25 protein-coding genes and 1 riboswitch are annotated in these 25276 nt (G+C 61.9%); of the genes, 17 read left to right on the top strand and 8 right to left on the bottom strand.

All coding sequences use genetic code 11. From position 1 onward, the window contains the following. Positions 1-58: 58 nt before the first annotated feature. A complete protein-coding gene (locus ATN37_RS20510) occupies positions 59-697 on the bottom strand; it encodes a carbonic anhydrase (RefSeq protein ID WP_003945421.1) in 639 nt (212 codons plus the stop codon). A gap of 228 nt (positions 698-925) precedes the next feature. Between ATN37_RS20510 and ATN37_RS20515 the strand changes: the two genes are divergently transcribed. The 10 genes from ATN37_RS20515 (at position 926) to ATN37_RS20560 (ending at position 10705) form a co-directional block, all read left to right on the top strand. Then, the gene (locus ATN37_RS20515) at positions 926-1780 is read left to right on the top strand and encodes an ABC transporter permease (protein WP_003945667.1); all 855 of its coding nucleotides are present in this window, start codon (positions 926-928) and stop codon (positions 1778-1780) included. Then, positions 1780-2625 (top strand): ABC transporter permease, encoded by an 846-nt coding sequence (locus ATN37_RS20520; protein WP_003945610.1) that lies wholly within the window; start codon positions 1780-1782, stop codon positions 2623-2625. Before ATN37_RS20515 ends, ATN37_RS20520 begins: the two co-directional genes overlap by 1 nt. After that, entirely contained in the window at positions 2622-3806 is a 1185-nt protein-coding gene (locus tag ATN37_RS20525; protein WP_003945917.1) for an MCE family protein, read from the top strand. Before ATN37_RS20520 ends, ATN37_RS20525 begins: the two co-directional genes overlap by 4 nt. Continuing rightward, positions 3803-4813 carry an MCE family protein gene (locus tag ATN37_RS20530; protein ID WP_050656749.1) on the top strand — a complete coding sequence of 337 codons (1011 nt, stop codon included), beginning with the start codon at positions 3803-3805 and terminating at the stop codon, positions 4811-4813. The genes ATN37_RS20525 and ATN37_RS20530 overlap by 4 nt, the downstream gene beginning before the upstream one ends. Next, the gene (locus ATN37_RS20535) at positions 4810-5802 is read left to right on the top strand and encodes an MCE family protein (protein WP_065456245.1); all 993 of its coding nucleotides are present in this window, start codon (positions 4810-4812) and stop codon (positions 5800-5802) included. The genes ATN37_RS20530 and ATN37_RS20535 overlap by 4 nt, the downstream gene beginning before the upstream one ends. After that, positions 5799-6878 (top strand): MCE family protein, encoded by a 1080-nt coding sequence (locus ATN37_RS20540; RefSeq protein ID WP_050656747.1) that lies wholly within the window; start codon positions 5799-5801, stop codon positions 6876-6878. The genes ATN37_RS20535 and ATN37_RS20540 overlap by 4 nt, the downstream gene beginning before the upstream one ends. After that, the gene (locus tag ATN37_RS20545; RefSeq protein WP_042451872.1) at positions 6878-7951 is read left to right on the top strand and encodes an MCE family protein; all 1074 of its coding nucleotides are present in this window, start codon (positions 6878-6880) and stop codon (positions 7949-7951) included. Before ATN37_RS20540 ends, ATN37_RS20545 begins: the two co-directional genes overlap by 1 nt. Further along, entirely contained in the window at positions 7948-9186 is a 1239-nt protein-coding gene (locus ATN37_RS20550; protein WP_218695556.1) for an MlaD family protein, read from the top strand. The genes ATN37_RS20545 and ATN37_RS20550 overlap by 4 nt, the downstream gene beginning before the upstream one ends. Next, entirely contained in the window at positions 9183-9707 is a 525-nt protein-coding gene (locus ATN37_RS20555; protein ID WP_003945512.1) for a hypothetical protein, read from the top strand. Before ATN37_RS20550 ends, ATN37_RS20555 begins: the two co-directional genes overlap by 4 nt. A gap of 116 nt (positions 9708-9823) precedes the next feature. Next, positions 9824-10705, top strand: a complete 882-nt coding sequence (locus tag ATN37_RS20560; protein ID WP_007726916.1) for an A/G-specific adenine glycosylase — start codon at positions 9824-9826, stop codon at positions 10703-10705. Here the strand turns inward: ATN37_RS20560 and ATN37_RS20565 are convergent. After that, positions 10702-11727 (bottom strand): hypothetical protein, encoded by a 1026-nt coding sequence (locus ATN37_RS20565; RefSeq protein WP_308125224.1) that lies wholly within the window; start codon positions 11725-11727, stop codon positions 10702-10704. The genes ATN37_RS20560 and ATN37_RS20565 overlap by 4 nt on opposite strands. A 59-nt stretch (positions 11728-11786) precedes the next feature. Next, the gene (locus ATN37_RS20570) at positions 11787-12698 is read right to left on the bottom strand and encodes a hypothetical protein (RefSeq protein ID WP_054781752.1); all 912 of its coding nucleotides are present in this window, start codon (positions 12696-12698) and stop codon (positions 11787-11789) included. Between the two features lie 224 nt (positions 12699-12922). Here ATN37_RS20570 and ATN37_RS20575 point away from each other — a divergent pair, with 224 nt between their 5' ends. Continuing rightward, on the top strand, positions 12923-15610 hold the full coding sequence (locus tag ATN37_RS20575) for a LuxR C-terminal-related transcriptional regulator (protein WP_218695558.1): 2688 nt from the start codon (positions 12923-12925) through the stop codon (positions 15608-15610). Between the two features lie 38 nt (positions 15611-15648). Next, complete coding sequence (locus ATN37_RS20580) at positions 15649-16074, top strand: HIT family protein (protein ID WP_003945905.1); 426 nt, start codon at positions 15649-15651, stop codon at positions 16072-16074. Here ATN37_RS20580 and ATN37_RS20585 read toward each other — a convergent pair. Then, on the bottom strand, positions 16059-16796 hold the full coding sequence (locus tag ATN37_RS20585) for an alpha/beta fold hydrolase (RefSeq protein WP_065352849.1): 738 nt from the start codon (positions 16794-16796) through the stop codon (positions 16059-16061). The genes ATN37_RS20580 and ATN37_RS20585 overlap by 16 nt on opposite strands. Before the next feature lie 45 nt (positions 16797-16841). On the opposite strand from ATN37_RS20585, the gene mhuD reads away from it, so the two are divergent. The 3 genes from mhuD to ATN37_RS20600 all read left to right on the top strand — a co-directional run bounded on the left by mhuD (position 16842) and on the right by ATN37_RS20600 (position 18364). After that, positions 16842-17150, top strand: coding sequence for a mycobilin-forming heme oxygenase MhuD (gene mhuD, locus ATN37_RS20590; RefSeq protein ID WP_007726927.1), 309 nt, complete (start codon positions 16842-16844; stop codon positions 17148-17150). Positions 17151-17238: 88 nt separating this feature from the next. Then, a riboswitch (cobalamin riboswitch) is annotated at positions 17239-17378 on the top strand. A 24-nt stretch (positions 17379-17402) separates the two neighbouring features. Beyond that, entirely contained in the window at positions 17403-17597 is a 195-nt protein-coding gene (locus ATN37_RS20595; RefSeq protein ID WP_003945915.1) for a CbtB domain-containing protein, read from the top strand. Continuing rightward, positions 17588-18364, top strand: coding sequence for a CbtA family protein (locus ATN37_RS20600; protein WP_218695559.1), 777 nt, complete (start codon positions 17588-17590; stop codon positions 18362-18364). Before ATN37_RS20595 ends, ATN37_RS20600 begins: the two co-directional genes overlap by 10 nt. Before the next feature lie 59 nt (positions 18365-18423). On the opposite strand, the gene ATN37_RS20605 is transcribed toward ATN37_RS20600, so the two are convergent. Together ATN37_RS20605 and ATN37_RS20610 are read right to left on the bottom strand one after the other, a co-directional pair. Beyond that, positions 18424-20259 carry an NAD(P)/FAD-dependent oxidoreductase gene (locus ATN37_RS20605; RefSeq protein WP_218695560.1) on the bottom strand — a complete coding sequence of 612 codons (1836 nt, stop codon included), beginning with the start codon at positions 20257-20259 and terminating at the stop codon, positions 18424-18426. Positions 20260-20399: 140 nt separating this feature from the next. Further along, on the bottom strand, positions 20400-21545 hold the full coding sequence (locus ATN37_RS20610; RefSeq protein WP_218695561.1) for a hypothetical protein: 1146 nt from the start codon (positions 21543-21545) through the stop codon (positions 20400-20402). Positions 21546-21765: 220 nt separating this feature from the next. Between ATN37_RS20610 and ATN37_RS20615 the strand changes: the two genes are divergently transcribed. Then, positions 21766-22545, top strand: coding sequence for an acetoin reductase (locus ATN37_RS20615; protein ID WP_020906092.1), 780 nt, complete (start codon positions 21766-21768; stop codon positions 22543-22545). A 77-nt stretch (positions 22546-22622) separates the two neighbouring features. Continuing rightward, positions 22623-23891, top strand: a complete 1269-nt coding sequence (locus tag ATN37_RS20620) for a GAF domain-containing protein (RefSeq protein WP_020968367.1) — start codon at positions 22623-22625, stop codon at positions 23889-23891. Here ATN37_RS20620 and ATN37_RS20625 read toward each other — a convergent pair. Both ATN37_RS20625 and ATN37_RS20630 read right to left on the bottom strand, forming a co-directional pair. Beyond that, positions 23870-24499: a DsbA family protein gene (locus tag ATN37_RS20625; protein WP_228232432.1), complete on the bottom strand. Its 630-nt coding sequence runs from the start codon at positions 24497-24499 to the stop codon at positions 23870-23872. The genes ATN37_RS20620 and ATN37_RS20625 overlap by 22 nt on opposite strands. A gap of 91 nt (positions 24500-24590) precedes the next feature. Next, positions 24591-25244: a response regulator transcription factor gene (locus tag ATN37_RS20630; RefSeq protein ID WP_042451934.1), complete on the bottom strand. Its 654-nt coding sequence runs from the start codon at positions 25242-25244 to the stop codon at positions 24591-24593. Positions 25245-25276: the final 32 nt, after the last annotated feature.

Genomic DNA, 25276 nt, shown 5'->3' on the forward strand with positions numbered 1-25276 from the left:
GCTGAGGCGGCGTGTCGGTACCCATTGTCTGCTGCCAGGTACCACTGCCCCGGAAGATCTAACCCTCGACGGTCTCGACGCTCTCGCCGATGTCGCCGACCGCGCCCTGAACTCGCATGTGACCGTCGGACAACGTGTACGTGACGCCGACGATCGCGCACGCACCCTTGTCCACCTTGTCGGCGATGATCCGCGACCTCTGCATGATCAGCGAGCCGGTCTCCACGACGTGACGGCCTTCGAGTTCGTCCACGGTGGACAAGCCCTCGTTGCGGCCCATCAGGATGGACGGAGCAACACGCTCGACCACACTGCGGATGAATCCGTCGGGAACTGCGCCCTCGTCCAGGGCGTCGAGCGTTGCCTTCACGGCACCGCAACCGTCGTGCCCGAGGACGACGATGAGCGGCACGTTGAGCACGTGAACCGCGTACTCGATGGAACCGAGCACCGAATCGTCGAGCACGTGACCTGCAGTGCGCACGACGAACATGTCGCCGAGACCCTGGTCGAAGATGATCTCGGCGGCTACGCGCGAATCACCGCAACCGAACAGCACCGCTGTGGGGTGCTGCCCATCGACGAGTTTCGCGCGGTCCGCGATTCCCTGGCTGGGGTGAATGGACGCGTCGTTGACAAATCGTTCGTTGCCTTCGCGAAGGGACTTCCAAGCGGAAATGGGGCTTGATCGTGGCATTCACTCATTGTGCACCCGCCGCATTTCGGGCTCTCGCCGGGAAGGTTGCGTGGACGCAAACGAAAGTTCCGCGTCGACATTCGCGCCCGGTGATGAAGTGGCCGAAATGGAACTTACTTCAGAGTCAGTTTCCTGATACCGTCTCCGAACGTGACCTGGAGCACTTCGAGCTCCCGAGTGTGATCGAAGAAACCCGACCAGAACGATTCGGCCGGAGAGGGGGATGGCGTGAGCACCGAAGCTACGACGACCGGGAATGGAACAACCGGGGAAACAACTGCTGTCTCCCCCGCCAAGACGAACATGTTCTCGAACCTGCTCTCCGAGATCGGACTGCTCTTCACCTTCACCGTTCGCGTGTGCGTTGCGGCGTTCACATCTCTTCGACACAAGCGCCTCGCCTGGCGTGAGGCGCTCGACCAGATGTGGTTTCTCGCCCACGTCACCTCGGTCGCGTCCGCTCTGGTGATGATTCCCCTCGGTGTCGGGGTAGCACTGCAGATCGGTGCGCTCGCAGATCAAATCGGCGCGGGTGCGTACAGCGGTGCCGTCGTCGCGTTCCTCATCATCGGACAGGCCGGCCCCCTGGTGTGCGCCCTGATCATCGCCGGTGTCGGCGGTTCCGCAATCTGCGCAGATTTGGGAGCGCGAACGATACGCGAGGAAATCGATGCACTCGAAGTGCTCGGTCTACCCGTGCTCGAACGCCTGGTCGTACCCCGGATGATCGCCATTGCCGTCGTCTGCCTCCTACTGAACTCGATAGTTCTCGTAATCGGTTTGGGCGCAAGCCTCTTCGTTCACGTCCTGATACTCGACGGCAACGCACAGAGTTTCCTGCGCAATCTCGTTCAATTCAGTCAACCCAGCGACTTCGTCGTCTCCGGCATCAAAGCCGTTGCCTTTGCTCTCATCTCGGGAATCGTGGCCTGCTACAAGGGCCTGACCGTCAAGCGCGGAGCTCAAGGCGTCGGCGACGCAGTCAACGAGACCGTCGTGCTCTCGTTTGTCCTCGTGTTTGTCGCCAACCTCGCAATTACTCAGTTCTACCCACTGTTCGTCTCGGTGAAAGGTGCCTATTGATGCACCTGCCCATCGCAATTCGTGCCAAGCGGGTCAGTTCGCGGACCGTCGACGGCCTGAGTCGACTCGGCGATCAGTTCACGTTCCACGCGCGTGTCATCACCTCGATTCCCGCAACCCTCAAGCGCTATTGGCGTGAAGTCGCCCGTCTCGTCGCCCAGGTGGCATTCGGTTCGGGCACCCTGCTCGCCGGAGGCGGCAGCGTCGTCGTGATCTTCGCGATCTCGTTCTTCGCCGGTTCCCAGATCGGACTCGAGGGCTACCGCGGACTCAACCTCGTCGGCCTCGCACCGCTGTCCGGCGTGATGTCCGCCATCGCGAATACTCGCGAGGTGGCACCACTCGTTGCCGCAATCACCCTGGCAGCCAAGGTCGGAACCGGATTCACCGCGCAGCTCGGAGCGATGCGGATCTCCGAGGAAATCGACGCGCTCGAAGTCATGGCGATTCCCTCGCTGCGGTACCTGGTCACCACCCGAATGATCGCGGCGCTCATCGCGGTGGTCCCGCTGTACCTGGTCGGCCTGTTTGCTTCGTACATGGCAACGGCGCTTGCGGTGATCCGGGTCAAAGGCCAGTCGGAGGGAACGTACGGCTACTACTTCAGTCTTTTCCTCTCTCCCAACGACATCTGGTTGTCCTTGATAAAAGTCATGGTGTTCGCGGTCGTCGTGACCCTCGTGCACTGCTACTACGGTTACACCGCGACGGGTGGACCCGAAGGCGTCGGACGAGCCGCCGGACGAGCGTTGCGCACCAGCATCGTCTTCCTTGCATTCACCGACGTCGCGATGACCATTGCGCTGTGGGGACTCAAACCTCACGTACCCGGGCTGACCGGATGATCGTCACGAATTCCAGCCGAATCACCCTGGCACTGCGGGGTTTACTCGCCGTGGTCATCCTGATCCTCGCCTACGTCTTCTTGTTCAGCAGAGGTACGGACTCCACCGGTTCCACACCGCAGGTCAGTGCTGTCGTCCCCGCCAGTGCCGGTGCGCTGCGAGTCGGATCCTCGGTACAGTACCGCGGCGTCGTCGTCGGCGCTGTGGCCGAGATCGAGCCGGGCACCACCGCTTCGACTGTCTCACTCGCGATCGACGAGGGAGCGTTCGAGGACATACCGTCGACAAGTCAGGTGCGACTGATGCCCCGCAACATCTTCGGTGACTTCTTCGTAGACTTGATTCAACCTGACGGACTCTCGCGTGGTCCTGCTCTCGTGCCGGGTACCGAATTGGTATCCGATCAGTCCGAAGTCGCGGTCCAGCTCTACCAATCGATCTCACGGATCTACTCGCTCGTTTCTTCCCTCGACCCCGCCGACATCAACGTCGCACTCACGGCAGTCTCGGACGCGTTGAGCGGCAAGGGAAACCAGATCGGCGAATCGCTCGATTCAGTCCACCAAGCGTTGGTCGGTGCGCAGCCCGTCATCGACGGACTCGGTGACGACCTCGACGACATAGCCACCCTCGCCGACAGTCTCTCGACGAGTGCGCCGGACATGCTCGCCGCATTCGAGAACTCCATCACCACATCCAAGACCGTCGTCGAGAAATCCGACGGGTTGGCGGGGCTTCTGCGTGCCGGCACCAGCACGGGAGCTGCTGCCACGAGTCTGATCGGTGACAATCGCGACCGCATGATCACCTTGGTCGACGACGCCGATTCCCTGACCGGCGCAATCACTTCGCGGCCGGACCACATCACCACCTTCTACAACGGCCTGCGCAATCTCACGATCAAGCTCCCGCCCGCGTTGGCGCATGGTCCGTGGCTCAGCACCGATCTACGGCTGTCCGTCACAGATCTGTATCCGTACGGAAAGACCGACTGCCCACAGTACGACGGAACACGCGGACCCAACTGTCCTGCCGCCGCGACCGCGTTCGGCGGAACCGTCGGCCCGGTCGGCAGCCCTGCCGAACAGTCCCTGATCTCGGCTCTCACCCAGGGCGGTACAGCTTTGGACACTCTCGTGGCGGGGCCGGTATTTCGCGGCACGACGGTGGTGGGCGGATGAGCGTGAAGAAATCTCTGATCAGGTTCGGACTGTTTGCTGCACTGTCGATTCTCGCCACCGTGGTTGTGGTGAGCACCCTGATCAACCCAGTCTCCGGGTCGAGTTCGCAGTACCGGGCCGTCTTCGTCAATGCCTCCGGCCTGGTCACCGGCAGCGATGTTCAGATCGCCGGGGTGCGAGTAGGGCGCGTCGACAGCGTCGAGCTGGTGAACAACCAAGCCGTCGTCGGCTTCGAACTCGAATCTGCACAACGTATTCCGTCCGACGGTCGCGCTGTGGTGAGGTACGCAGACCTGTTGGGAGCGCGAACAATTTCGATCGAACCCGGACAGGCCGAACGCGCAACAGGCAACTACCTCTCCCCCGGGGCCACAATTCCCGTGGAACAGACTCAGCCGGCGATCGACCTCACCGACATCCTCGGCGGATTCCGTCCCCTGTTCGACGCACTTGACCCCGCAGAAGTCAACGAGCTTGCCGCACAGGTCGTCCAGGTATTCCAAGGACAAGGTTCCACCATCGAAAGCCTGCTGGAGCGCACTGTTGCCGTCACCGAGAACTTGACGTCCCGGGACGCGATCTTGGACCAACTACTGAACAACCTCGACCGGGTCCTTACCGTGACCACGACGAATCGACCCAACTTCGTCGAGATGATCAACACGCTCGACACACTGGTCGGCGGTTTGGCACAGGACCGCCAACAGATCTCGGCCGCAGTGGATTCCGCAGGCGCACTGACTTCTTCACTTCAGGACTTGGTGACGGGCGTGGAACCGGACTTGGCTGGCGCGCTGACTTCGATCGATCAGTCGGCTCGCGTCGTCGTCGACAATCGTGAGTCGCTGGCGACCGGTATCACCGCTTTCGATCAACTGTTCACCCAGTTGGGGATCGCGATGAGCTACGGAAGCTGGGCGAACATCTACATCTGCAACTTCCGGCTCAGCGCGCTGGACCAATCGGTGACCCTCGGCGGCCCCGAGCGTTCGGCGGTGTGCCGATGAACTGGCTCACCGTCAAGAACCCGGTCCGCAACGGAATCATCTGCATCCTCGTCGGAGTCGGTGTGGTTCTGGCCGCACTCGTTGTCCCTCAACTGATCTTGAAGGTCAAGACCAACGAGTACCACGCCGTCTTTGCCAACGCCACCGGGTTGACGCAGGACGATCCGGTCAACGTCGCGGGAGTCCCGAGCGGGGTGGTCACCTCGTTGGCGGTCAGCGGCAACTCGGTTGAAGTCACCTTCCGACTCGACGACGGCGTCACTCTCGGCGAAGACTCCCGTGCGGACATCAAGATCTCGACTCTGCTCGGCCGACGCTCGCTCGACGTCACTCCGAACGGATCGCGCTCGTTACCCGCAGGTTCGACCATCCCCATCGAGAACACGAGCGTTCCCTTCACTCTCGACGATCTCGGTCGAGGAGCACAATCCACGTCGGAAAACCTTGATCTGCAACAACTGCGAAACATGCTGACCGTGGTGTCCGACAACTCACCGGACGATCCCGAACTCATTCGCCGCTCACTCGAGGGAATCGACGCACTCTCCGGAGTAGTCAACGACAACGACGTTGCGCTCCGTTCCCTTCTCACCGGAGCGCAGCAGACGACCGCAACACTGATCGAGCAGAAGGACACTCTGGAAACCCTTCTGGGGAATGCGGATCTGGTGATGTCCACGATCGCCGACCGGCGAGATGTGCTGAATGCGCTTGTACAAGACCTCAATCAGTTGAGCACCACACTTGCCCGGTTCCTGGGCGACAACCAGGCTTTGATCGACTCGGTCATGGGAGACATCCACGTGGTGACGGGAGTTCTGTCCGAGAACGAACAATCACTGACCACACTGCTCGACAACTTCGCCCCCAGCGTCCGCTACGTCACCAACGCAACCGGTAACGGCAACTGGCTCGACCTCAACTCACCCTCCACCCTCATCCCGGACAACTGGTTGTGCGTCGTCGGGCTCGTTCAGGGGTGTCGATGACCACGACCGTCAAGAAACTCGCCGTGCTGGCAGCGATAGTGATCTGCGCGATCGGTGCCGTCCTGGTCGTCACGCGTGACGAACACAGACTCACTCTCACCGCCGAATTCACCTCGACCGACGCTATCTTCACCGGGAACACGGTGACGATTCTGGGAGTTCCCAGCGGGAGGGTCGAGAGCGTCACGCCGGAAGGGTCCCGGGTACGAGTGGCGCTGAGCCTGCCATCCGGAACACGTATACCCGCCGACGCGCAGGCCTGGGTCCTGTCCCCCTCGGTCATCAGTGACCGCACGATCGAACTCGGCCCCGGCTACGAGGACGGTGAGTTCCTCACCGACGGCGCGGTGATCCCTCTCGAACGCACTCACTCCCCGCTGACGTGGGACCAACTCACCGCATCGGTGAACGAATTGACGGTGGCGCTCGGCCCTGGCGCCGACGGCGGCGGGATCGGTGACCTCATCGGAGAAGGCGCCCACGCGTTGGACGGCAACGGGCAAGCATTCAACGATGCCGTTCGGTCCATCTCACAGGCCAGTTCGGTACTGGCGGGTGCAAGTCCCGACATCTCCGAACTGGTGAAGAACCTGAACACCCTCGTGCAGTTGATCGCGGACAACCAGACCAAGGTCGACTCCCTGTCGAACTCGGTGACAGTCACCGCCCGCACGTTCAGCGCCCAGCGAGAAGACATCAGCGGGGCGCTCGATTCCCTGACCACGTTGCTCGGACAGGTCTCAGCGCTACTCGCCGAACACGGCGAGGCGGTCACCGCCGATCTGGGTACGCTCGCACAGTTGGCCGGTGCAGTCGCGACCAAACAGGATCAACTGCGCGAGATCATCGAAACGGCACCAACGGGATTCGAGAACGTCGCCAACCTCGTCACCGAAGAAGGCCGAGCCAGAGCACGATTGAACGTCGCCACCGATCTCTCACAGTTCGACACGACGCGAGAACTGTGCGAGAAGATGCCGATACCGCTGTGCACAGGGCCGGGAATCGTCAATCCCATCGAATTTCCTTCGGCAGGCAGCTCCGACCTGGCACGCATCCTCGGTGGGGGCAACTGATGGCGTCGAACAAGTCCGTGGTGAGCGTTGTCGTGGCACTTGTCATCGCGGCGCCATTGACCGGCTGCAGTCTCAACTTCCAGCACCTCCCCCTCGGACGCGGTCTGCCAGGAGAGTCGTACCCGCTGAACATGGAATTCGTCGACGCGTCGTTACTTCCCGTCGGCGGCGAGGTGCGGATCGGGCAGGCTGTCGTCGGCAGAGTCACGTCGATGAGCGCGCAAACCTTTGCAGCCGTGGTACATACCGAAATCGCGTCGGACATCGAACTACCTGTCGGCACCCGCGCTCGGATCGAACTGTCGACCCCGATCGGCGATGCGTTCGTCAACCTCGAAGTTCCGGTCGATCCAGCGGGCCCCATTCTCGAACCAGGTTCCACCATCGAGCGATCGGAGACCGTGCGCGGACCCGATGTCGCACAACTGCTCGGCGCCGTCGGAACTCTGTTGAACGGCAGTGGGTTGGCGCAGGTCAAGAACATCGTCAGTGAGGCTGATCAGATTCTCGACGGCAGGGAGGAGACGATCCGCGATCTGCTTGCACGCCTTGACACTTTTCTCGGAACACTTGACGACCGAAAGGAATCGATCAATTCGGCACTGGATTCACTGAACCGGCTCAGCGCTCTGATCGGAGACGAGAGCGCCACCATCGACGAAGGCTTGCGCACACTCACACCCGCATTGGGCGTGATCGCCGACCAACGACAACCGCTCCTCGATCTACTCGACGAAACCGATCGGCTCAGTACCGCAACCAATTCCGTACTCGACCAGTCGGCCGACCAGATTTCCGAGATCACCGGACGACTGTCACCCATCCTCGACCAGTTCTCGGCAATGGGGCCGACACTGGGTGAGACGATGGCCAACCTGGACAACGCAAGAGTGCTCCTCGAGCGTGCCAGCCCAGGCGATTACGTGAACATCGACCTCGACGTCGATGTCGAGGGCACCGTGACCGGAGTGCTCAACGAGATAATCCCGGGCGCCGCACCGCCACTGCCACCTCTGCCCGCCTCCGATCGGGAACTGCCGATCACGACACCCCTGCAAGGAGGAACGCGATGAAGAACCGAACCGTCTATTTCGAGATCGCCGCCTTTCTCCTCATCGCGGTGGTCAGCACGACGTACGTACTCCGGCAAGTCGGTGCCGGAGATCCGTTCACCGGAACCTTCTCGGTCATCGTCGAATTGGAGAACGCGGCCGGAATCGCTCCCGGTTCGGAAGTGGCCTATCGCGGAGTCACCGTCGGCGACGTCGAGTCGGTGGAGGTGGACTCTGCCCAGGACCTCGTCGTGATGACGTTGAGCATCGCCGCCGACGAACAGATCCCCAACGATTCGCATGTGGCCATCAGCCAGGACACCGCCGTTCCGGTATTGAAAGTTCAGTTGTCCTCGCAGACCGACGGCGGCCCGTATCTGGTTGAAGGTTCCGTTGTTCCGACTGAGCGCACTTCGATCCCGGTCGCGTTGGGAACCGTGATTGCGAATTTCAACGCTGCTGCCGACACCGTCGATCCGGCAGACCTGCGAACCCTCTCGCACGAACTCGGCGAGGGATTGAACGGATTGGGTCCGGATCTGCAGGCGCTCGTCGACAACTTCGACGTGCTCGCGCGCACTGTCCAATCCGATCAACCGCGTGTCAACACACTCGTCGAGAACTCGCGCTCACTGTTCACTGCGAACGAGGAAAATGTTGACGCTCTTCCCGAAGTTGCACTCACACTTCGCCAATTGACAGATCAGGTACGAAACTCCGATCCGCAACTGCGCACACTCCTCGATCGAAGCCCGAGTGTTCTCGACAATCAGATACTGCCTCTCATCGAACAGAGTCGTGAGCCGTTCAGTCTGCTGTTGGCCAATTCTCTCGTCTCCACTCAGATCGTCACTGCACGGATGCCCGCCGTCGATGCCTTGTTGGTGGTAGTGCCCAAAGGATTCGAGAAGTTCGGAAGTATCGTCAAAGACGGACGGGCACAGCTTGATCTGATCACAGCACTCGGACCGGTCTGTATCTACGACACGCCCCGGCGATCGGTACAGGACACCTCACCGACCACGCTCGACAAGAACCAACACTGCGCGGACCAGTCGGGCCGGATCCAGAATCGCGGTTCGCAGAACGTCCCCACCGGAGCTGGAACGATCGACGGGGTTGCTGAATACGATCCTGCCCTCGGAACGGTCGCAGCCGGTGACGGAACGCCGATTCGTCTGGGCCTCAACGGTGGTCAGAACACCGTTCTCGGTGACAACTCGTTTGCCGCACTACTAGTACAAGGAACGCAATGACCGAGACAACCGAACCCCAGACGCCCACAATCGTCGACAAGCCCAAGCGGCTTCGCAAGCAGACCGTAGCGATCGTTGCCGGCGCCCTGGTCGTGGTCGCGGCGCTCGGATGGGGCGCATTCGCGACCTGGCAGAAATCGGTCGACGAAAACGCGCGTACCAGCGCCCTGGACAGCGGACGGCAATTCGCCACTGATCTTGCGACGTACAACTTCCAGAACCTCGATCAGAATCTTTCCGTGGTCCGTGACAATTCTGTCGGCGAATTCGCCGGTCAGTACGCCCAGGTGGCAGCCAACCTGCAGAACATGATCGTGCAGTATCAGGCGACCTCGTCCGCTCAGATCATTTCAGCCGGGCTGGCGAGCAGTGATCGCGACAACGCCGAGGTGCTCGTGTTCCTCGATCAGACGATCACGAACACCAACTCCCCCGATCCGAGAATCGACCGCAACCGGATGCAACTTTCGCTGGTCCGCGAGGACGGCGAGTGGAAACTGAGCAACGTGCAGTTGTTGTGACCCGGCGGTCGGGCGTCAAAGACAGCCGTGTCGGCGACTGCCGATAAAGTGGCCCCCACAAGTCGACGTCTCCTTCGTCGACCGGGAGCGCAGGTTCGAGGAGTGTGTCGGTAGCAGTGGCAGTGGAATCTTCGGTGCTGCTGAAGTGGTACTCCGAGACGGCTCGCGACCTGCCGTGGCGACGCGAGGGCGTCAGTGCCTGGCAGATCCTGATGAGCGAGATCATGCTCCAGCAGACGCCGGTGGTGCGCGTTGCGCCAATCTGGGAAGAGTGGGTCGAGCGCTGGCCGGTACCGTCGGCGATGGCAGCGTCGAGCCAGGCAGAGGTGCTTCGCGCGTGGGGCAAACTCGGTTATCCACGACGCGCGCTGCGCTTACACGAATGCGCGGGCGTCCTGGCTGCCGAGCACGGTGACGTGGTCCCGGAAGACGTCGATACTTTGCTCTCGCTACCGGGAATCGGTTCGTACACCGCCCGCGCCGTCGCGTGTTTCGCCTACGGACAGCGAGTGCCTGTGGTGGACACCAACGTACGACGCGTGGTTGCGCGAGCCGTCCACGGCAATGCGGAACCCGGGAACCCGTCCAACACGCGAGACCTCGCCGACGTCGCGGCGCTGCTGCCGAGGACGCGTGCGCGCGCCGCCACCTACAGCGCAGCTCTCATGGAACTCGGTGCACTGATCTGCACGGCGCGGAACCCGAACTGCGAGAACTGCCCTTTGCCGAACTGCGCGTGGGTCGCTTCGGGCAAACCGGCACACACCGGACCACCCAAGAAGGTGCAGAAGTTCGCGGGCACAGATCGCCAGGTTCGTGGAAAATTGATGGCCGTTCTTCGCGAGAGTCACCGTCCGGTCGAGCGCGCGCAACTCGACATCGTCTGGCCGGCCGATCCGGGTCAGCGTGACCGTGCGTTGCATTCACTGCTGGTCGACGGACTGGTCGAGCAGACCGACGACGGCCTGTTTGCGCTGGCCGGAGAGGGTACGGCTTAGCCGACTCGCAGCGGGGTGAATTCTTCGGCTGTGGGTTCGTCGGTCTGGAGCGGTGCGACTTCCGGATCAGAATGCCGAAGTACAGCAGGAACGGCAGGCACCACTGGATCGCAAGGCGCAAGTGTCGGAATCTGTAGGGCAGCGCCGGGCGGGGGCCCGCTGGTGGAGGTCGCCGACTCGGCGCCGATGTTCGGGCTATCCGTGGACACCGCGCGCGACCCGTCTGGGGACAGCGCGATCAGCAACCCCGTCAACATGAGTAGAAGCGGCAGTACTATTGCCGCCGCCCACCGGACCCTGTTGACGGGCCGGACAGCCATGCCGTCACCGGACCGAACTTCGCTTCCGCGATCGGCCGCTACCAGCGCAGCCCCTATCGCCAGTTGGGTCCGCTCGCCGAGAAACAGGAAGCCGAGACCTGCCAGTTCAGCGGCTTCCGCGGACGGCTGCCGAGAGTCTTCCTTCACGAGCATCGCGACGAGCATCTTGGGCACAGGGTCTCGTTCGGCGACGAGGAGGTCCAATGTCGCAGCAAATGTCGAGCTGTCCGCAAGCAACTCGGCCGTGTCGTAACGATGCGCCGAGTCCACGACGCCTGCTCTCGGGTCGACGGCCGCGATCACGGTCTCACTGCCGTCCGGCCAGAACGCGAGAATCGGCGAAACACCAATGAGAGCGTCGACCGTCCGCAGGTAGGCAAGCCGTGCGTCGAGACCGTTGACCAACTCGATGTTCTCGAAAGGACTGGAGGACAACGAATCCGAGACAAGTTCGCGCACGTCCGCACGCTCGCACATCACTCCGACGACGGTGGGGCACAGATTCGAGCGCAGGGCTCGACCGGTGGCGACTTCGGCCGCGGAGGCGAGTGCGCGCGCCGACGCTTGCGGAGAGGGAACAGTCCCGTCTGCACCCCAGGGGTGACGGAACTCGTCGATCGAGCCAAGAAGGGGTGTGTCCGCATCTACGAGAGCTGTTGAAATTGACTGATTTTCGAATACAACGCCCAGGCTTTCACGCACTGGATCCTCCATTGACTGCTACTGACTGTTACGAGTGTTGCCATTCCTGCGAAGCTGTATCAGAACGTCAGGCCACCGACCGCCATCGCACCTGGTTCCAGCACCACATCCACCGGCGCTCGGCCGTCGACCGTGACGCGATACGTCCCCGGTAACAGTCCGACAAACGAGAAGTGACCCTCGAACGGTTTCACCGTCCGCGCTGTCGCGTGCCCGCATTGATCGACGCCGTCGATCACCACCGCCTCCGAGATGCCCGATGTCACCAGACCTGAGATTCGTCCATCTGCCGAGACAGCAGCCCACTGGCTTCTCTGACCACCAACAGAAATCCCGTACGGATCACACACTCCCGGGGTGGTCGCCACCCGCACCGTGACATCGCCCGACCGCACGCGAACCGCCCCCCGATCTGCGGTGACCAGTGCAGCGATCGGTAGACCGTCGGCGTCTTCCCGCTTTCCCGCAGTCATCGTCGCCGTTCGGGTGAAGTACCGGTCCGCTTCCAGATTGCCTATCAGGCAATGTAATCCGACCTCGTCGACACCCGAGCCGTCTCCGCAGTAATCAGGCACGGACGGCAGAACGAAACCTCGAGGCACCGGAAGTTGCACGACCACGTCGGAGAGCGGGTTGCCCCGGACACCGATGTCGATGACATACGTCACCGGATCACCCTCTCGGACAATGCCGTTGGACGGTCCCGAATCGAGCCCTGGACCGTCAGCGGGATCGAAGGGCGGTGCACCGTCAATCGCCGTCAGCTCGACGGTGAAGGGAGGCACGAACTCTCCCTCGGCCGCCAATCGAACATCCGACTGCATCGGCAGCAAGCCGAGCGCAGCAGCGCCGACCACCAGAGCTCCGGTCACGACAACTATGCCGATACCTCGCACTCCTCGGCGCCACGCTCTCGGCCGGAGTCCGACGACAACGGCCTTCGACCGCACCTCTGACAGACGAGTTCTCACGACGCTCCTTCGATGTCTGACTCTCGGGCCTCCGACAGGCGCTCGCGGCCACATTTGGCGAATCCCGAGCTACGTTCAATAGAAGTCGCTCGAGGGACTCGAAAGCCAATGGTGACGGCGTGATTGTGTGGGTGAACTTCTCTCAGCCGGGGTGAATTCCCGGGTGAATTGCCCGGGATGGCACGCTCTGGATTCGCACCAGCTACGCTCCTCCCTGTAGATAGATGGATCGAGACAATCCGCCCAAACTCTTCAATCATTGCGGGGCGCGAAAGCAGAAAGGGTCCGCGTTGATGTTCGGGATGGACGGCCACGACTGGGCAGCTATTCCCGAAAGGCGCACCCTCGCGACGTCGATTCCCCGGCAAGCGCTCTTCGACAAACTTGACCGACGTGCCGCGCTGACCATCGTCCGTGCACCGAACGGCCACGGGAAATCGTCGTTGATCGCATCGTGGCTGCGCGCCCATTTGGCATCCGAACGAATACTCGTCTGGGTCTCGGCCCCACGGCCCTCGTCGACACTCGAAGATTTCTGGGCCGTTGTCCTCGATCGAATCCACGCTGCCGGAATCGCACTGCCCGACGTCGACGATCTCGCCGATCCTTTCACCGCTGTCGCCAAATCCCTGAACGCCCTCAGCCGCCCCGTGCTGCTCGTGCTGATCAGGCCGGATCTGATATCGGAACCAGAGTTGGACGATCAGTTGATCGAACTCCTCGCCCTCTGTCACAACCTGGACCTCGTGGTCACGCTCTCGGGCTTCGGCATGTTCTCCGAGCCGTACCTGCTCGACACCGACCACGAGGTGATAAGCGCGAGTGAGCTGTTGTTCACGAGAGCCGATACCGCCCATTTGCTCGCACAAGCTGACGTACACACGACTGACGGTGATGCCGAACAAATCACATCCCTGACAGGTGGGCTGCCAGCGCTGGTTCGTGTCGCCGTTCCCGCCATCCAGACATCGGGTAGCCGCAACCGCGAGCAGATGATCAGGAAGAACATCGCGCAGGCGATCGACGACTACGTGAACAAATCCGTTCTCATGACCGCTGATCATGTGGAACAACTCGAGTTCCTGCTCGCGACGGCCTTTGCGCGATCGATCACCGTCGACATCGCCGCCATGCTGTTCGAGTCCCAACACCCTGAGGATGGCGAGACCGTTCATCAGATTCGCGTGCGCCTGGCGATACTGGAGACAGCCGGGTTGTTGTCACGGGTCGAGACCGAAGCCGAAGAAACCTGGGAGCTGCCTCCCGCCATTCGTCGATCGATACTCGCGCACCAAAAGCGCGCTGGAGTCGATCCGGCGCAACGTCTTTCGTTCCTCGCACACAACCGACTCGACCACGGTCATCACGCGTCGGCGCTGGACTACGCGGTCGAGGCACAGAACTGGACCCTGGCAGTAGACATCGTCGAGCAACACTGGGTGACGATGATCGTCCACAATCTGGACTCGGTTCGCTCTGCTCTCCAACGGATTCCGGCGGAAGCAGCGGACAAACACTCTGCCGTGGAGGCAGGGCGCGCACTGTTCACGATGCATCCGAGCGAGCGCTCGACGGTAGTCGACTTGCTACCCGAATCGCCGGCAGAACTGTGGGCTCTCGGCGCTGAAGCCGGCGCGAAGGACGCCTTGAGCATTGCCTGCGTTCAATCGATCATGCTCAGGATGGCAGGCGAGTACGGGCTCGCAGCAGAAACCACCAGGCGCCTGTCTCATCTCAGTCGCAGTGCGCTGGAGAACAACCCGGAAGCGGTCAGCGCACAGCTCCCTCTCATGCGACTTCAATGGGCGATCAATTTTCAATTGAGCGGCAGGTTCACAGAATCCACGATCAAGGCTCGAATGGCGTACCACGGCGCCCTGTCTCATGGAGTCGACTTCATCGCTCGTAACTCTGCGGGAAGTGCCGCCCTGAATTGGGCGCTGGCTGGTGAGCCGCGGCAGGCCACACACTGGTCCGAACTCGAACAGAAGCATCCGGACCCCGGCGGTTGGCTCGAACCTGTGGTCAAGATCGCCGGCCTGACAGCACGGGCGCTCACTGCTCTCGACACACTCGACTTCGACGACGCACGTCTCGCATTGACCGAACTCGGTCTTCCGTCCGACACCGAGGAACTGTGGGCATTCGTCGTCTATGCGCATTGCCAATTCGCCTTGACCTCCGGCGACCACACTGCGGCACTACTGTTGCTCCACAATGCGATCGAAGCACATTCCAAGCAGTACACGGCTACATCTTTCGCGCTTCCTCTGTTGCAATCCGCAGAGATCGATCTCTTGCTCGCTCTCGGACAGGGGAACAATGCCGTAGCACTGGCCAAGGAGATCATCGATCCTGCAGCCAACCCGTGGACGCTCACGTCGGTGGCGCGTTTACGTCAGCGGATCGGCCAGAACGAGGCCGCGGTGGCGCTGTGTCACCAGTTCGACTGGTCTGGCGTATCTTATCCGCGGGCACAGATGGAATCGCTTCTGGTGCAAGCGGTTGCCCACTCCGAGCTTAGTGAGCCACGCCTCGCCTCTCAGGAGTGGTCCAGAGCGTGCAGCATCGCGGATCAGACCGGACTTCTACGTTCGTTCGCGACCATCGCATCGTCGGACGTCGAGAAACTCGAATCGATGGCCGAAACGAAATCGCGTGCACTCGCCGAATTCTCGAAAAGGGCTCCTGCGGAATCTTTTCCGGAATTCGTACATATCGTGGAGCTGACCGAACGCGAACAGAAAGTCCTCTCACTCCTGGCGCTCGGCATGGGGTCGGCTGCGATGGCCGACAAACTGTACGTGTCCGTCAACACCGTCAAGACTCAACTGCGCACTCTCTACAAGAAGCTCGACGTACACAATCGAAACGAAGCGATCACGAGGGCACGCCAACTGCGCTTGCTGTAGTCGGGGTCGGATCTGATTTCGGACTACATTCTGTAGGCATGAGCACCGATTCCTGCGTCTTCTGCAAGATCGTCGCGCTGACCGAGCCGGCGATTCTCGTTCACGAGAGCGAGACAACTCTCGCATTCCTCGATGCACGGCCGGTGAGTCGCGGACACACCCTGGTGGTCCCCAAGCGTCATGCAGAGAACCTCGATGCTCTCGAAAGTCACGAAGGCGCAGAGATGTTCCGCGTCGGCACGCTCATCGCCGGAGCTCTACGCCGCTGCGACATCGCCGCTGACGGAGTCAACTTTCTCGTCAACGACGGGCGTGCCGCGGGCCAAACCGTGTTCCACTCGCACCTGCACGTCGTCCCCCGCCATCGCGGCGACAAGGCGAAGTTCGCTGCTGGACTCCTCGCCAGGCGAGCCGTCGAGCTGGAGCAGGTGGGCGCGTCGATCCGAAGTCAGCTCACGGTCTGAAGGAATTCCGTCACCACTTCGCGATAGCGCTGCGGTTGATCGTCGTGGACCAGGTGGCCTGCATCGGCAATACGTACGTACCGAGTTCCCGGCCTCTCGGCCATCTCTCGCATCTGTCCCTCGGGGGTGATGGTGAACTCTCCCTCGATCAGCAAGGTCGGCACCTCGATCGCCTTCCACTGATCCCAGAAATGCCTCGTGCCCCACTCCTCCGAGATGTCGCGGAAGGTCGACACGTCGCCGTGCAGGTACCACCCGTCGTCGCGGCGGTCGAAAGAGTCGAGAAAGTACTGGCCGGCGACGGGGCCGAAGAATTCCTTCATCGCCTCCTCGGAAGCAAACGGCTGCGGCCACGCCGAGATCATCTGCGCCCAGTCCGCAGCGGTGCGTCCACGAAAGTCCGGGGCCATGTCTTCGAGGACCAGCGCACAAACCTTTTCGGGATGCGCGGCGGCGAAGCACCACGCATGCAGAGCCCCCATCGAATGACCGATCACGATCATCGGCTCCTCGATGGACGCAACCGCCGATGTCAGGTCCTCGACGAATGCCTCGGTAGTCAGTGCCGCTGGCGCCGGCCTGCCGTGACCGGCAGCGTCGAAGGTGTAGACGTGGCCGAACTCGCGGATCCACGGCACATGGCGACGCCACGTTCGGGAGCTGCCCATGAGGCCGTGCAACAACAGAATCGGTTGTCCCGTTCCACCTTCGTCATGCAACACGAGTGTCACGGTACGCGGTGAAGGTGCGCGGGTAATGTCGCTTGCATGGCAGTCGTGAAGATCAATGCAATCGAGGTCCCCGAGGGCGCCGGCCCCGAACTGGAGAAGCGCTTCGCAGCACGCGCTCACGCAGTCGAGAACTCCCCGGGCTTTCTCGGATTCCAACTCCTCCGCCCCACCGCCGGTGAGAGCCGCTACTTCGTGGTGACTCAGTGGGAGTCCGAGCAGGCGTTCGCCGATTGGCGTGACGGCCCCGCCCGTGAAGCCCATTCCGGCGAGCGCGCGAAGCCCGTCGCTTCGGGTGCGTCGTTGCTCGAATTCGAAGTTGTCCTGGACGTCGCCGCAAAGAGCTGATCTCGAGCGATTGTGCCTGCCTTGGCGGGCACAATCGACGGTCATCTCGGCTTCACGCGTTGACACGGTGCGGGCTGTAGTGCAAAAGTTCGCATGTAAACGCGATGGTCCGACAGGAATCCGGTGAAAGCCCGGAGCGGTCGCGCCACTGTAATTCGAGGTGAAGTGCCTTTTTCGGCACGACTATTTCGACAGCCAGACACTTCGGCCATCGCATGGACCTAGGGGACGCGAAAATCCCAGGAGGCTTCGATGGCTCTCGCCTATTCTCCCGATACGTCGATCGATTCGACTCGTCTTGCTTTCCTCGCCGCTGCAGTAGTTCTGTTCGCGATGCTGGCTCTCTACCTGGTCGGGTTCGACCAGGGCGCTATCTCTCGCACCGGCATGTACATGCATGAATTGATGCACGACGGTCGACACTTGATGGGCCTGCCGTGCCACTAGTCGACAATTTCACGAAGCTTCTCATTCGTGGTTTGTTGGCTGGTCTGATCGCAGGCATCCTTGCCGGCGGAGTTGCATTCGTGCTGGGTGAACCGCACGTCAACGCTGCCATTGCGATCGAAGAAGCCAACAGCGCCACCGGTGAGGTTTCCGGCGAAGCCGCTGGGCATTCGCACGGTGACGAAGAAGAACCACTGGTGAGCCGCGACGGGCAGCGCGCCGGGCTGTTCCTGGCCACGGCGCTTGCCGGACTGGCGCTCGGGGCGATCTTCTCGGTCGTTGCCAATTACGCTCGACGACTCACCGGAATGTCCGGGCCGTTGTTGGCGATCACCATCGCCGTCGGTGGTTGGCTGGCTATCGAGGCTGTCCCCTTTTTCAAGTACCCGGCCAATCCGCCGGCCGTCGGAGATCCCGACACCATCAACCAGCGCACACTGCTGTGGCTGGCCGCCGTGATTCTCGGGCTGCTGTCCGTCACCGCGGCAGCAGCGGCTGCAAAGGCAGTTTCCGGGCACGAGTTCCTCAGTGTGCGCATCGCTGCTCCGGTGGCTGCGTTCCTGGTGATCGTCGCGATCGGTTACGTCTCGCTTCCCGGCATCAACGAGGTGGGCGAGGACTTCCCGGCAACTCTGCTGTGGGAGTTCCGACTTTCCTCGCTCGCTACGCAGGCGACGCTCTGGCTCGTACTCGGGTTGGCATTCGCCTTCGTTACCGAGCGCGCGACCAAGAACACCGAAGTAGCAAAGAAGTACGCCCTTCGCTGAACCTGCTGTGCGCCTTTATTAACCTCCCGCGGTTAATAAAGGCGCACAGCAGTTCTTTTTCAGCTCAGATGATGCACTTCTTGCAGTCCGTACACCGGCGTCGGGATGCCCTCGTAACGCGCCTTCAATTGCAACGCCAAGTACAGCGAGTAGTGGCGCGACTGGTGCAGATTGCCTCCGTGGAACCACAGCGCTTCCTGCTGCGTCGGCTTCCACATGTTGCGCTGCTCGCCTTCCCACGGTCCCGGATCCTTGGTGGTGTTCGACCCCAGGCCCCACACCTTGCCGACCTTGTCGGCGGTGTCCTGACCGATCAGATCCGCCACCCAGCCATTCATCGAGCCGTAGCCGGTCGCGTAGACCACCACGTCGGCAGGCAATTCCGTACCGTCTTCGAGGATCACGCTGTTCTCGGTCAGCTCACGAATGTTGCCGTGCGCGAGCTTGATGTCTCCATTGGCAACCAGTTCGGCAGCGCCGACATCGATGTAGTAGCCCGAGCCACGGCGTAGGTACTTCATGAACAGGCCCGAACCGTCGTCGCCCCAGTCGTGCTCGAAGCCCGCCTTCTCGAGGCGATCGTAGAAATCCTTGTCGCGCTCACGTATTGCGTCGTACACCGGGATCTGGAACTCGTGCATGATCCGGTACGGCAGCGAACCGAACGTGAGGTCCGCCTTGTGTGTCGTCATGCCGGCGGCCAGTGCTCGCTCCGAGTACAGATCGCCCAAGCCCAAATCCATCAGCGAATCCGACTTCACGATGTGCGTCGAGCTGCGCTGCACCATCGTGACGTCGATACCGTTCTCCCACAGTGCGCCGCAGATGTCGTGCGAGGAGTTGTTGGCCCCGATCACGACGACCTTCTTGCCCACGTACTGATCCGGGCCGGGGTGCTTGCTCGAGTGGTGCTGATCGCCGAGGAACTTGTCCTGCCCGGGGAACGTCGGAACGTTGGCCTTGCCGGACATACCCGTCGCCATCACCAACTGCTTGGGACGCAACGTCAACTTCTCGCCGTTGCGGTTGACCTCGACGGTCCATTCCTGGGTCTTCTCGTCGAACGACGCCGAGGTGCAGGTCGTGGAACTCCAGTACGGAACCTCCATGACCTTGGTGTACATCTCGAGCCAGTCGCCGATCTTGTCCTTGGGCGCGAACACCGGCCAGTTGTCGGGGAACGGCATGTAGGGCAGGTGGTCGTACCAAACCGGATCGTGCAGGCACAGGGACTTGTAGCGTCCGCGCCACTGATCGCCGGGTCGCTCGTGGCTGTCGATCACGATGGCCGGTACTCCGAGCTGACGCATCCGGGCGCCGAGCGCGATGCCGCCCTGGCCGCCGCCGACGATCACGACGTAAGGCTGTGTGGTGTAACCGAGTTCGCGGTCTTCGATCTCCTTCTGCTCGGCCCACGTGATGCGGTTCGGGTCTGCCCCATGCTTGGCGCCACGAGGCCGGCGAGTGCCCTTACCTTCTTCGTGTCCCTTCAATTCCTGCAGCGACGTCAGCAGGGTCCAACCTTCATCTCCCTTCAAACGAAGGTGCCCGTGCGCGCGACCGGTTGCAGTCTCGAACTCGATCCAGGCTGACGTGACGCCGTCGGCTTCGTCGGGTGTCTCGGTGGTCCGGAATCCCGAAGGATCGGTGTCGTCGAGTCGCGCGGAGAGCATGTCGGCGATCTGCTCGCGACCTTCGACGGTCTTGATGTTCCAGGTGAACGACACCAGGTCTCGCCAGAAGCTGTCGAGTGCAAATTTGCCTGCCACACGGTCGATGTCACGAGCCGCGAGGGCCGACTCGAAATCCGCCAGCCAGGCGTCGACGCGCTCCTGAGGTGTCACCGCCGTCAACTTCACCTCGGGGGTGACTGCGGAATCGATGGTTTGCGTCATCACTTCTCCTTGTTTGTGAATGTGACACACAGCACATCCCATAAGTGGCCCCGGTCACAAGCGTTGCAGTCTGTTGCAATCAGTGGACGCGGTGCCGGCGTCCGATACCGGTTACCCGCACCGATGTGCGGGCAACCGACTCACCCCTCAGCAGGCTTGAATCTACCGAGTCCCAGCGACTGAAATCCCACAACGTAGAACAACGTCCACAACACGGCCCAATCCACGAAACCCAGTGCATTGCCGTGTAATCCGTCGACAACTGCCGGCTCGTGAAGAATGTGCTCTGCTGCAAAGCGGTAATAGAACAAGAATGTGACCACCGCGAGCACAAACGTGAGCAGCGCGCGGATCGCCAGGTTGACCCCGTCCGCAAAGCCCGTGGGTTTGTTACCGAAGGCGTTGGCCCAGAAGATCATCCAGAATGCCCAGCACACACCGAGCTGCGCCGGGAACTGATGGACCACACCACCCAACTCGGCAACGGCATCGCTTCCCAAAAGTGCCTTCACCACTGGAAGCGCCACGAAGTACAAGCTGGTTCCCACGGCGAAGTTACCGATCGTGGCTGCGAGCGCCGTCTTTCCCCCACCGCCGAACAGTCGCCACGGCCAGTTGTCGAGCGTCTGGCCAGTCAGGATCACGACCACCACGACGCAGTAGAACCACCCGAGCACGGTGTCGACGGTCATCAACGGATCCGTGGCGGACAGCGACACGGACGGCAGACCGAACACGAAGTACAGCGCCAGCGTCGGGACGGCGACAAACGCGATCTCACACAAACCCACCAACGGCTGCTTCATCCCCAGGGAAGTCCACGGCCAATGCTGCCAGTTCAGGACCACCATCACCCAGGTCCCGAAGCCGAAGAGTACGAACAGCGCACCCGCGAAATATCCGAGGCCGCCCTCACGATCGGCCGCGAAATCCGGGTACAAACTCCCCAAGCCGTTTGCCAGGAGCCACGTCACCACGACGGCGAAGACCGCGGTCGCGACCATGATCGCCAGGCCTTTCGCCGGCTGCGGGAGTCGGTCGAAGCCGGCGAACTCGCAATTGAAGCCGATGAACACCACAAAAAGGATTGCCCAGAAAAGCGCCGCGTTGAACGGCAGAGGATAGAAACTCCAGGGACTGGTGGTCGGATCGGCCAGAAGGTACCAACTCGCCACGGCCAGCACGAGAACGATCACGAGGTTCGCGATCCCGAACCCGATCCAGCGGCGTGACGGTTGTCGGCTCGGCGTGGCCGGTTCCGTGGGTGTGTCGACTGTAGCGGTCATGTGCCCTCTCCCAGATTGTCTCGCAAGATGATTCGCGAAGTGGTGGCGCAACTATGGAGCCGTCGCGCGGGGTACCGGGAGGGTTGCCGAGGGTTGCAACCGCTGCCCCATTCTGCGGAATTGCAACACGGTGCAACCCTTCCGCATTGTGGTCGCCGTCACATACAAATCACTCACCGGTTCACAACCGACTGGTTCACTGCTTACGAGGAGAAACTGCATGAGCATCACGGGCAAGGTAGTACTGGTCACCGGCGCCGGCCAAGGCATCGGACGCGGAATCGCTCTCCGCCTCGCCCACGACGGCGCCGACATCGCGTTGGTCGACCTCGACCAGACCAAGCTGGATGCGGTTGCCGACGAGATCAGACAGATCGGTCGTCGTGCGACGACGTTTATCGCCGATGTCAGCGATCGCGCGCAGGTTCACGCCGCAGTCGAACACGCGCACAGTGAGTTGAGCGGATTCGACGTCATCGTCAACAACGCGGGAATCGCTCTCGTCGGCCCGATCTCCGATGCGACGCCGGAAGAGGTCTCCAAGATCTGGAGCGTCAACGTCGACGGTGTCCTGTGGGGAATTCAAGCTGCAGCGGCAAAGTTCCAGGCGCTCGGTCAGCGCGGAAAGATCATCAACGCGTCGTCCATTGCCGGTCACGACGGGTTCGCCATGTTAGGTGTTTACAGCGCAACAAAATTCGCGGTCAGGGCCCTCACTCAGGCTGCGGCCAAGGAATACGCGTCCGACGGAATCACCGTCAACGCGTACTGCCCCGGCGTCGTGGGCACCGACATGTGGGTGACGATCGACAAGAGGTTCGCCGAGTTGACCGGTGCGCCAGAGGGCGCCACCTACGAGAAGTTCGTCGGCGGAATTGCGCTGGGTCGAGCTGAAACCCCCGACGATGTCGCCGGTTTCGTCTCGTACCTTGCCGGGCCCGATTCCGACTACATGACCGGTCAGGCCGGTCTCATCGACGGCGGCCTCGTCTACCGCTGACCGCGGTGTCTTCACTGAAAGCGGTGTCTTCGCTGAAAACGGTATCTTCGCTGAAAAAGCGGTTGCCCGAGCCCGCGATGCCGCCCGGCGAGGATCCTCGCGACTACGCGAGGACCCTCGCCGCGGTGTACGACGCGACGATGGCCGGAGACCGCGCACCGGCCCGCCCCAGGGACGTGGTCCGCCAATCGTGGCAACGCCTGCGCGAGTTAGGTATCGACCCCGAACACAACCGGGTCGAACCGTCCATGGACGTCGCCGAACTCGATCTCCGTCGTCGTGAGTCCGGACTGTACGACGTGCTCGACGACGTGACGCGTGGACTCGAATCGGTTACCGCGAGCGGTGAGAACATCATGGTCGTCGCAGATCTTCGCGGAACTGTTCTGTGGCGCAGCGGGTCCCATCGAGTACTGGACCAAGCTGCGCGTCTGGGATTTGTCGAGGGTGCGAACTGGGCCGAGGACAGCGTCGGCACCAACGCCATCGGAACGGCATTGGTGTCACGACAGGCGGTTCAGATCTTCTCGGCGGAACACTATGCGCGCAGCCATCATCCGTGGACCTGCGCGGGGGCACCCATCCGCGATCCGCGGGACGACCGTGTCATCGGCGTCGTCGACATCAGTGGTCCCGCCAAGACCGTCCACCCCACCACACTCGCTCTGGTCGACGCCGTCGCACGCCTCGCGCAATCACACCTGCGCGACAAGCATCGGGACAATCTCGATCAATTGCGTTCTGTTGCAGGGCCGATGCTTGCTCGTAGCGGATCACCGGCATTGGTGATCGATACTCATGGCTGGGTAGCGGCGGTCGATGCGCTACCTCATCGCTCGCGCGTGCTGCTCCCCGCGGCTTTGGCTCCCGGCAGGACGTGGTTCCCCGCTTTGGGTCTGTGCGAACTGGATCCACTTCCCGGCGGGTGGGTGGTCCGGCCGATCGCCACCGGCGAGAAAATCAGTGCGCCCACGGTGCATATCGATCTGCGCGATTCCGAGAACATGTCGGTGACCGTCACGTCGGGGTTGGGCGAATGGGCCTACTCCCCGACCCAGCGGCATGCGGAGATTCTGTTTCTCCTCGGATCCGAGAGGCGTGGACTGACCGCATCGCGGTTGGCGCAGGATCTTTTCGGTGACCCGGCCCGCACGGTGACCGCGCGGGCCGAGATGTCGCGTCTGCGCAAGAACCTTGCCGGAGTTGTTGCAGCGCAGCCGTACCGGTTCGTCGATGCAGCGCACGTCACGCTTTCCTGCCCCGACGACGGTGCACATCTGTTGCCGTTCTCGAACGCCCCGGCAGTTCGTGCCGCTCGCCTTACTCAGGCCGGTTCGGAGGCCTGAGTAAGCAACTGCAGAAACACCTCTTCGGGTTGAGCGCCGGATACTGCGACCGCACGGTTGGCGACGAAGAACGGAACGCCGCTGACCTGCAGTTGGCGGGCCATGGACAGATCTTCGCGAACAGCCTCGGCTGCGGCATCGGAGCCCAGTTGCTCGCGCACGACGTCGGCGTCGAGGCCGACGCTCACGGCCAGCTCGACCAGCACCTCACGGTCGTCGATCACCTTGCCGTCGCTGAAGTGCGCTTTGAACAGCGCTTCGAGGAGTTCGTTCTGCCGCTCACCCGCGAGATGCAGCAACCTGTGCGCATCAAAGGTGTTGGCGGCGATCACGGTGTCGAAGTCCAAGGTCAAGCCGACCTCGGCTGCCGTCGCGCTGACGTGGGCGAACATCTGACGTACCTGTTCAGGCGCCATCCCCTTCATCTCGACCAAGGCGTCGAGTTCGGTTCGTCCCTCTCCCACCGGGGTCTCCGGAGCGAGCTGGTACGAGCGCCAGATGACGTTGACGCGGTCCTTGTTCTCGAAACGATCCAGAGCCGAAAGGAACCTGGTCTTTCCGATGTAGCACCACGGACAAGCGACGTCAGACCACACTTCGATGGTCACGTCTTGGTCAATCACGATTTGATCAGTCACCGAGGGTGCAACAACGAACAGGGCCGGGATTAGTCCCGGCTCGCGTCACGAGGTCACAGAATCACGTGACCAGACCACACCGGAACGCGATCAACGACGCACTCACCCGGTTGGGCACACCGAGCTTGGCGAACAACGAGGAGATATGCGTCTTGACGGTGGTCTCACCGAGGTACAGTCGCTCCGCGATGACGCTGTTGGCCGCGCCTGTCGCGAGGATTGTCAGCACTTCGCGCTCACGCTCGGTGAGCGAAGCGAGGGGAGTCAGGTCGGGTGCTTGCCGACGCGGCGCCGAGGCCACGATGGCACGTAGAGAATCGGAGCTGAACAACGAGTGGTCCGACGCCACCACCCGTACTGCCTGCTGGAACGCCTGTGGGGCCGCGTCCTTGCTCAGAAAACTGTGCGCGCCCGCCTCGACCGCCTGCACGACCATGTCGTCGACGTCGAAGGCGGTCATCGCAATGACCTTCGGCGGATTGCTCATGGTCATCAACTCTCGGGTGGCCTCCAAGCCACCGACCCGTGCCATCTTCAGATCCATCAGCACCACGTGCGGACGAAACCGAGTGACTTTGGCTGCGACCTGATCGCCGTCCTCGGCCTCGGCAACCACCACGATGTCCGGCGCTGCTTCCAGGATGTCCTTCATTCCGCGCCGAACCCAGGCGTCGTTGTCGACGATCAAAACTGTGATGCGCGAGTCAGCGTCCATAGTGCGCTCAGATTACCCAGAGCCCCCGACAG

The sequence above is a fragment of the Rhodococcus sp. MH15 genome (assembly GCF_019266045.1).
In the GTDB taxonomy this organism is placed as follows: Bacteria; Actinomycetota; Actinomycetes; order Mycobacteriales; family Mycobacteriaceae; genus Rhodococcus_F; species Rhodococcus_F qingshengii.

Excerpts from the sequence above, each read along its gene's own strand:
- ATN37_RS20510 (WP_003945421.1), bottom strand. The coding sequence starts at position 697 with ATGCCACGATCAAGCCCCATTTCCGCTTGGAAGTCCCTTCGCGAAGGC.
- ATN37_RS20610 (WP_218695561.1), bottom strand. The coding sequence starts at position 21,545 with ATGACCGCTACAGTCGACACACCCACGGAACCGGCCACGCCGAGCCGA.
- ATN37_RS20620 (WP_020968367.1), top strand. The coding sequence starts at position 22,623 with ATGCCGCCCGGCGAGGATCCTCGCGACTACGCGAGGACCCTCGCCGCG.
- ATN37_RS20540 (WP_050656747.1), top strand. The coding sequence starts at position 5,799 with ATGACCACGACCGTCAAGAAACTCGCCGTGCTGGCAGCGATAGTGATC.
- ATN37_RS20595 (WP_003945915.1), top strand. The coding sequence starts at position 17,403 with ATGGCTCTCGCCTATTCTCCCGATACGTCGATCGATTCGACTCGTCTT.
- ATN37_RS20555 (WP_003945512.1), top strand. The coding sequence starts at position 9,183 with ATGACCGAGACAACCGAACCCCAGACGCCCACAATCGTCGACAAGCCC.
- ATN37_RS20605 (WP_218695560.1), bottom strand. The coding sequence starts at position 20,259 with ATGACGCAAACCATCGATTCCGCAGTCACCCCCGAGGTGAAGTTGACG.
- ATN37_RS20525 (WP_003945917.1), top strand. The coding sequence starts at position 2,622 with ATGATCGTCACGAATTCCAGCCGAATCACCCTGGCACTGCGGGGTTTA.
- ATN37_RS20520 (WP_003945610.1), top strand. The coding sequence starts at position 1,780 with ATGCACCTGCCCATCGCAATTCGTGCCAAGCGGGTCAGTTCGCGGACC.
- ATN37_RS20580 (WP_003945905.1), top strand. The coding sequence starts at position 15,649 with ATGAGCACCGATTCCTGCGTCTTCTGCAAGATCGTCGCGCTGACCGAG.
- ATN37_RS20530 (WP_050656749.1), top strand. The coding sequence starts at position 3,803 with ATGAGCGTGAAGAAATCTCTGATCAGGTTCGGACTGTTTGCTGCACTG.
- ATN37_RS20550 (WP_218695556.1), top strand. The coding sequence starts at position 7,948 with ATGAAGAACCGAACCGTCTATTTCGAGATCGCCGCCTTTCTCCTCATC.
- mhuD (WP_007726927.1), top strand. The coding sequence starts at position 16,842 with ATGGCAGTCGTGAAGATCAATGCAATCGAGGTCCCCGAGGGCGCCGGC.
- ATN37_RS20545 (WP_042451872.1), top strand. The coding sequence starts at position 6,878 with ATGGCGTCGAACAAGTCCGTGGTGAGCGTTGTCGTGGCACTTGTCATC.
- ATN37_RS20575 (WP_218695558.1), top strand. The coding sequence starts at position 12,923 with ATGGATCGAGACAATCCGCCCAAACTCTTCAATCATTGCGGGGCGCGA.
- ATN37_RS20535 (WP_065456245.1), top strand. The coding sequence starts at position 4,810 with ATGAACTGGCTCACCGTCAAGAACCCGGTCCGCAACGGAATCATCTGC.
- ATN37_RS20630 (WP_042451934.1), bottom strand. The coding sequence starts at position 25,244 with ATGGACGCTGACTCGCGCATCACAGTTTTGATCGTCGACAACGACGCC.
- ATN37_RS20615 (WP_020906092.1), top strand. The coding sequence starts at position 21,766 with ATGAGCATCACGGGCAAGGTAGTACTGGTCACCGGCGCCGGCCAAGGC.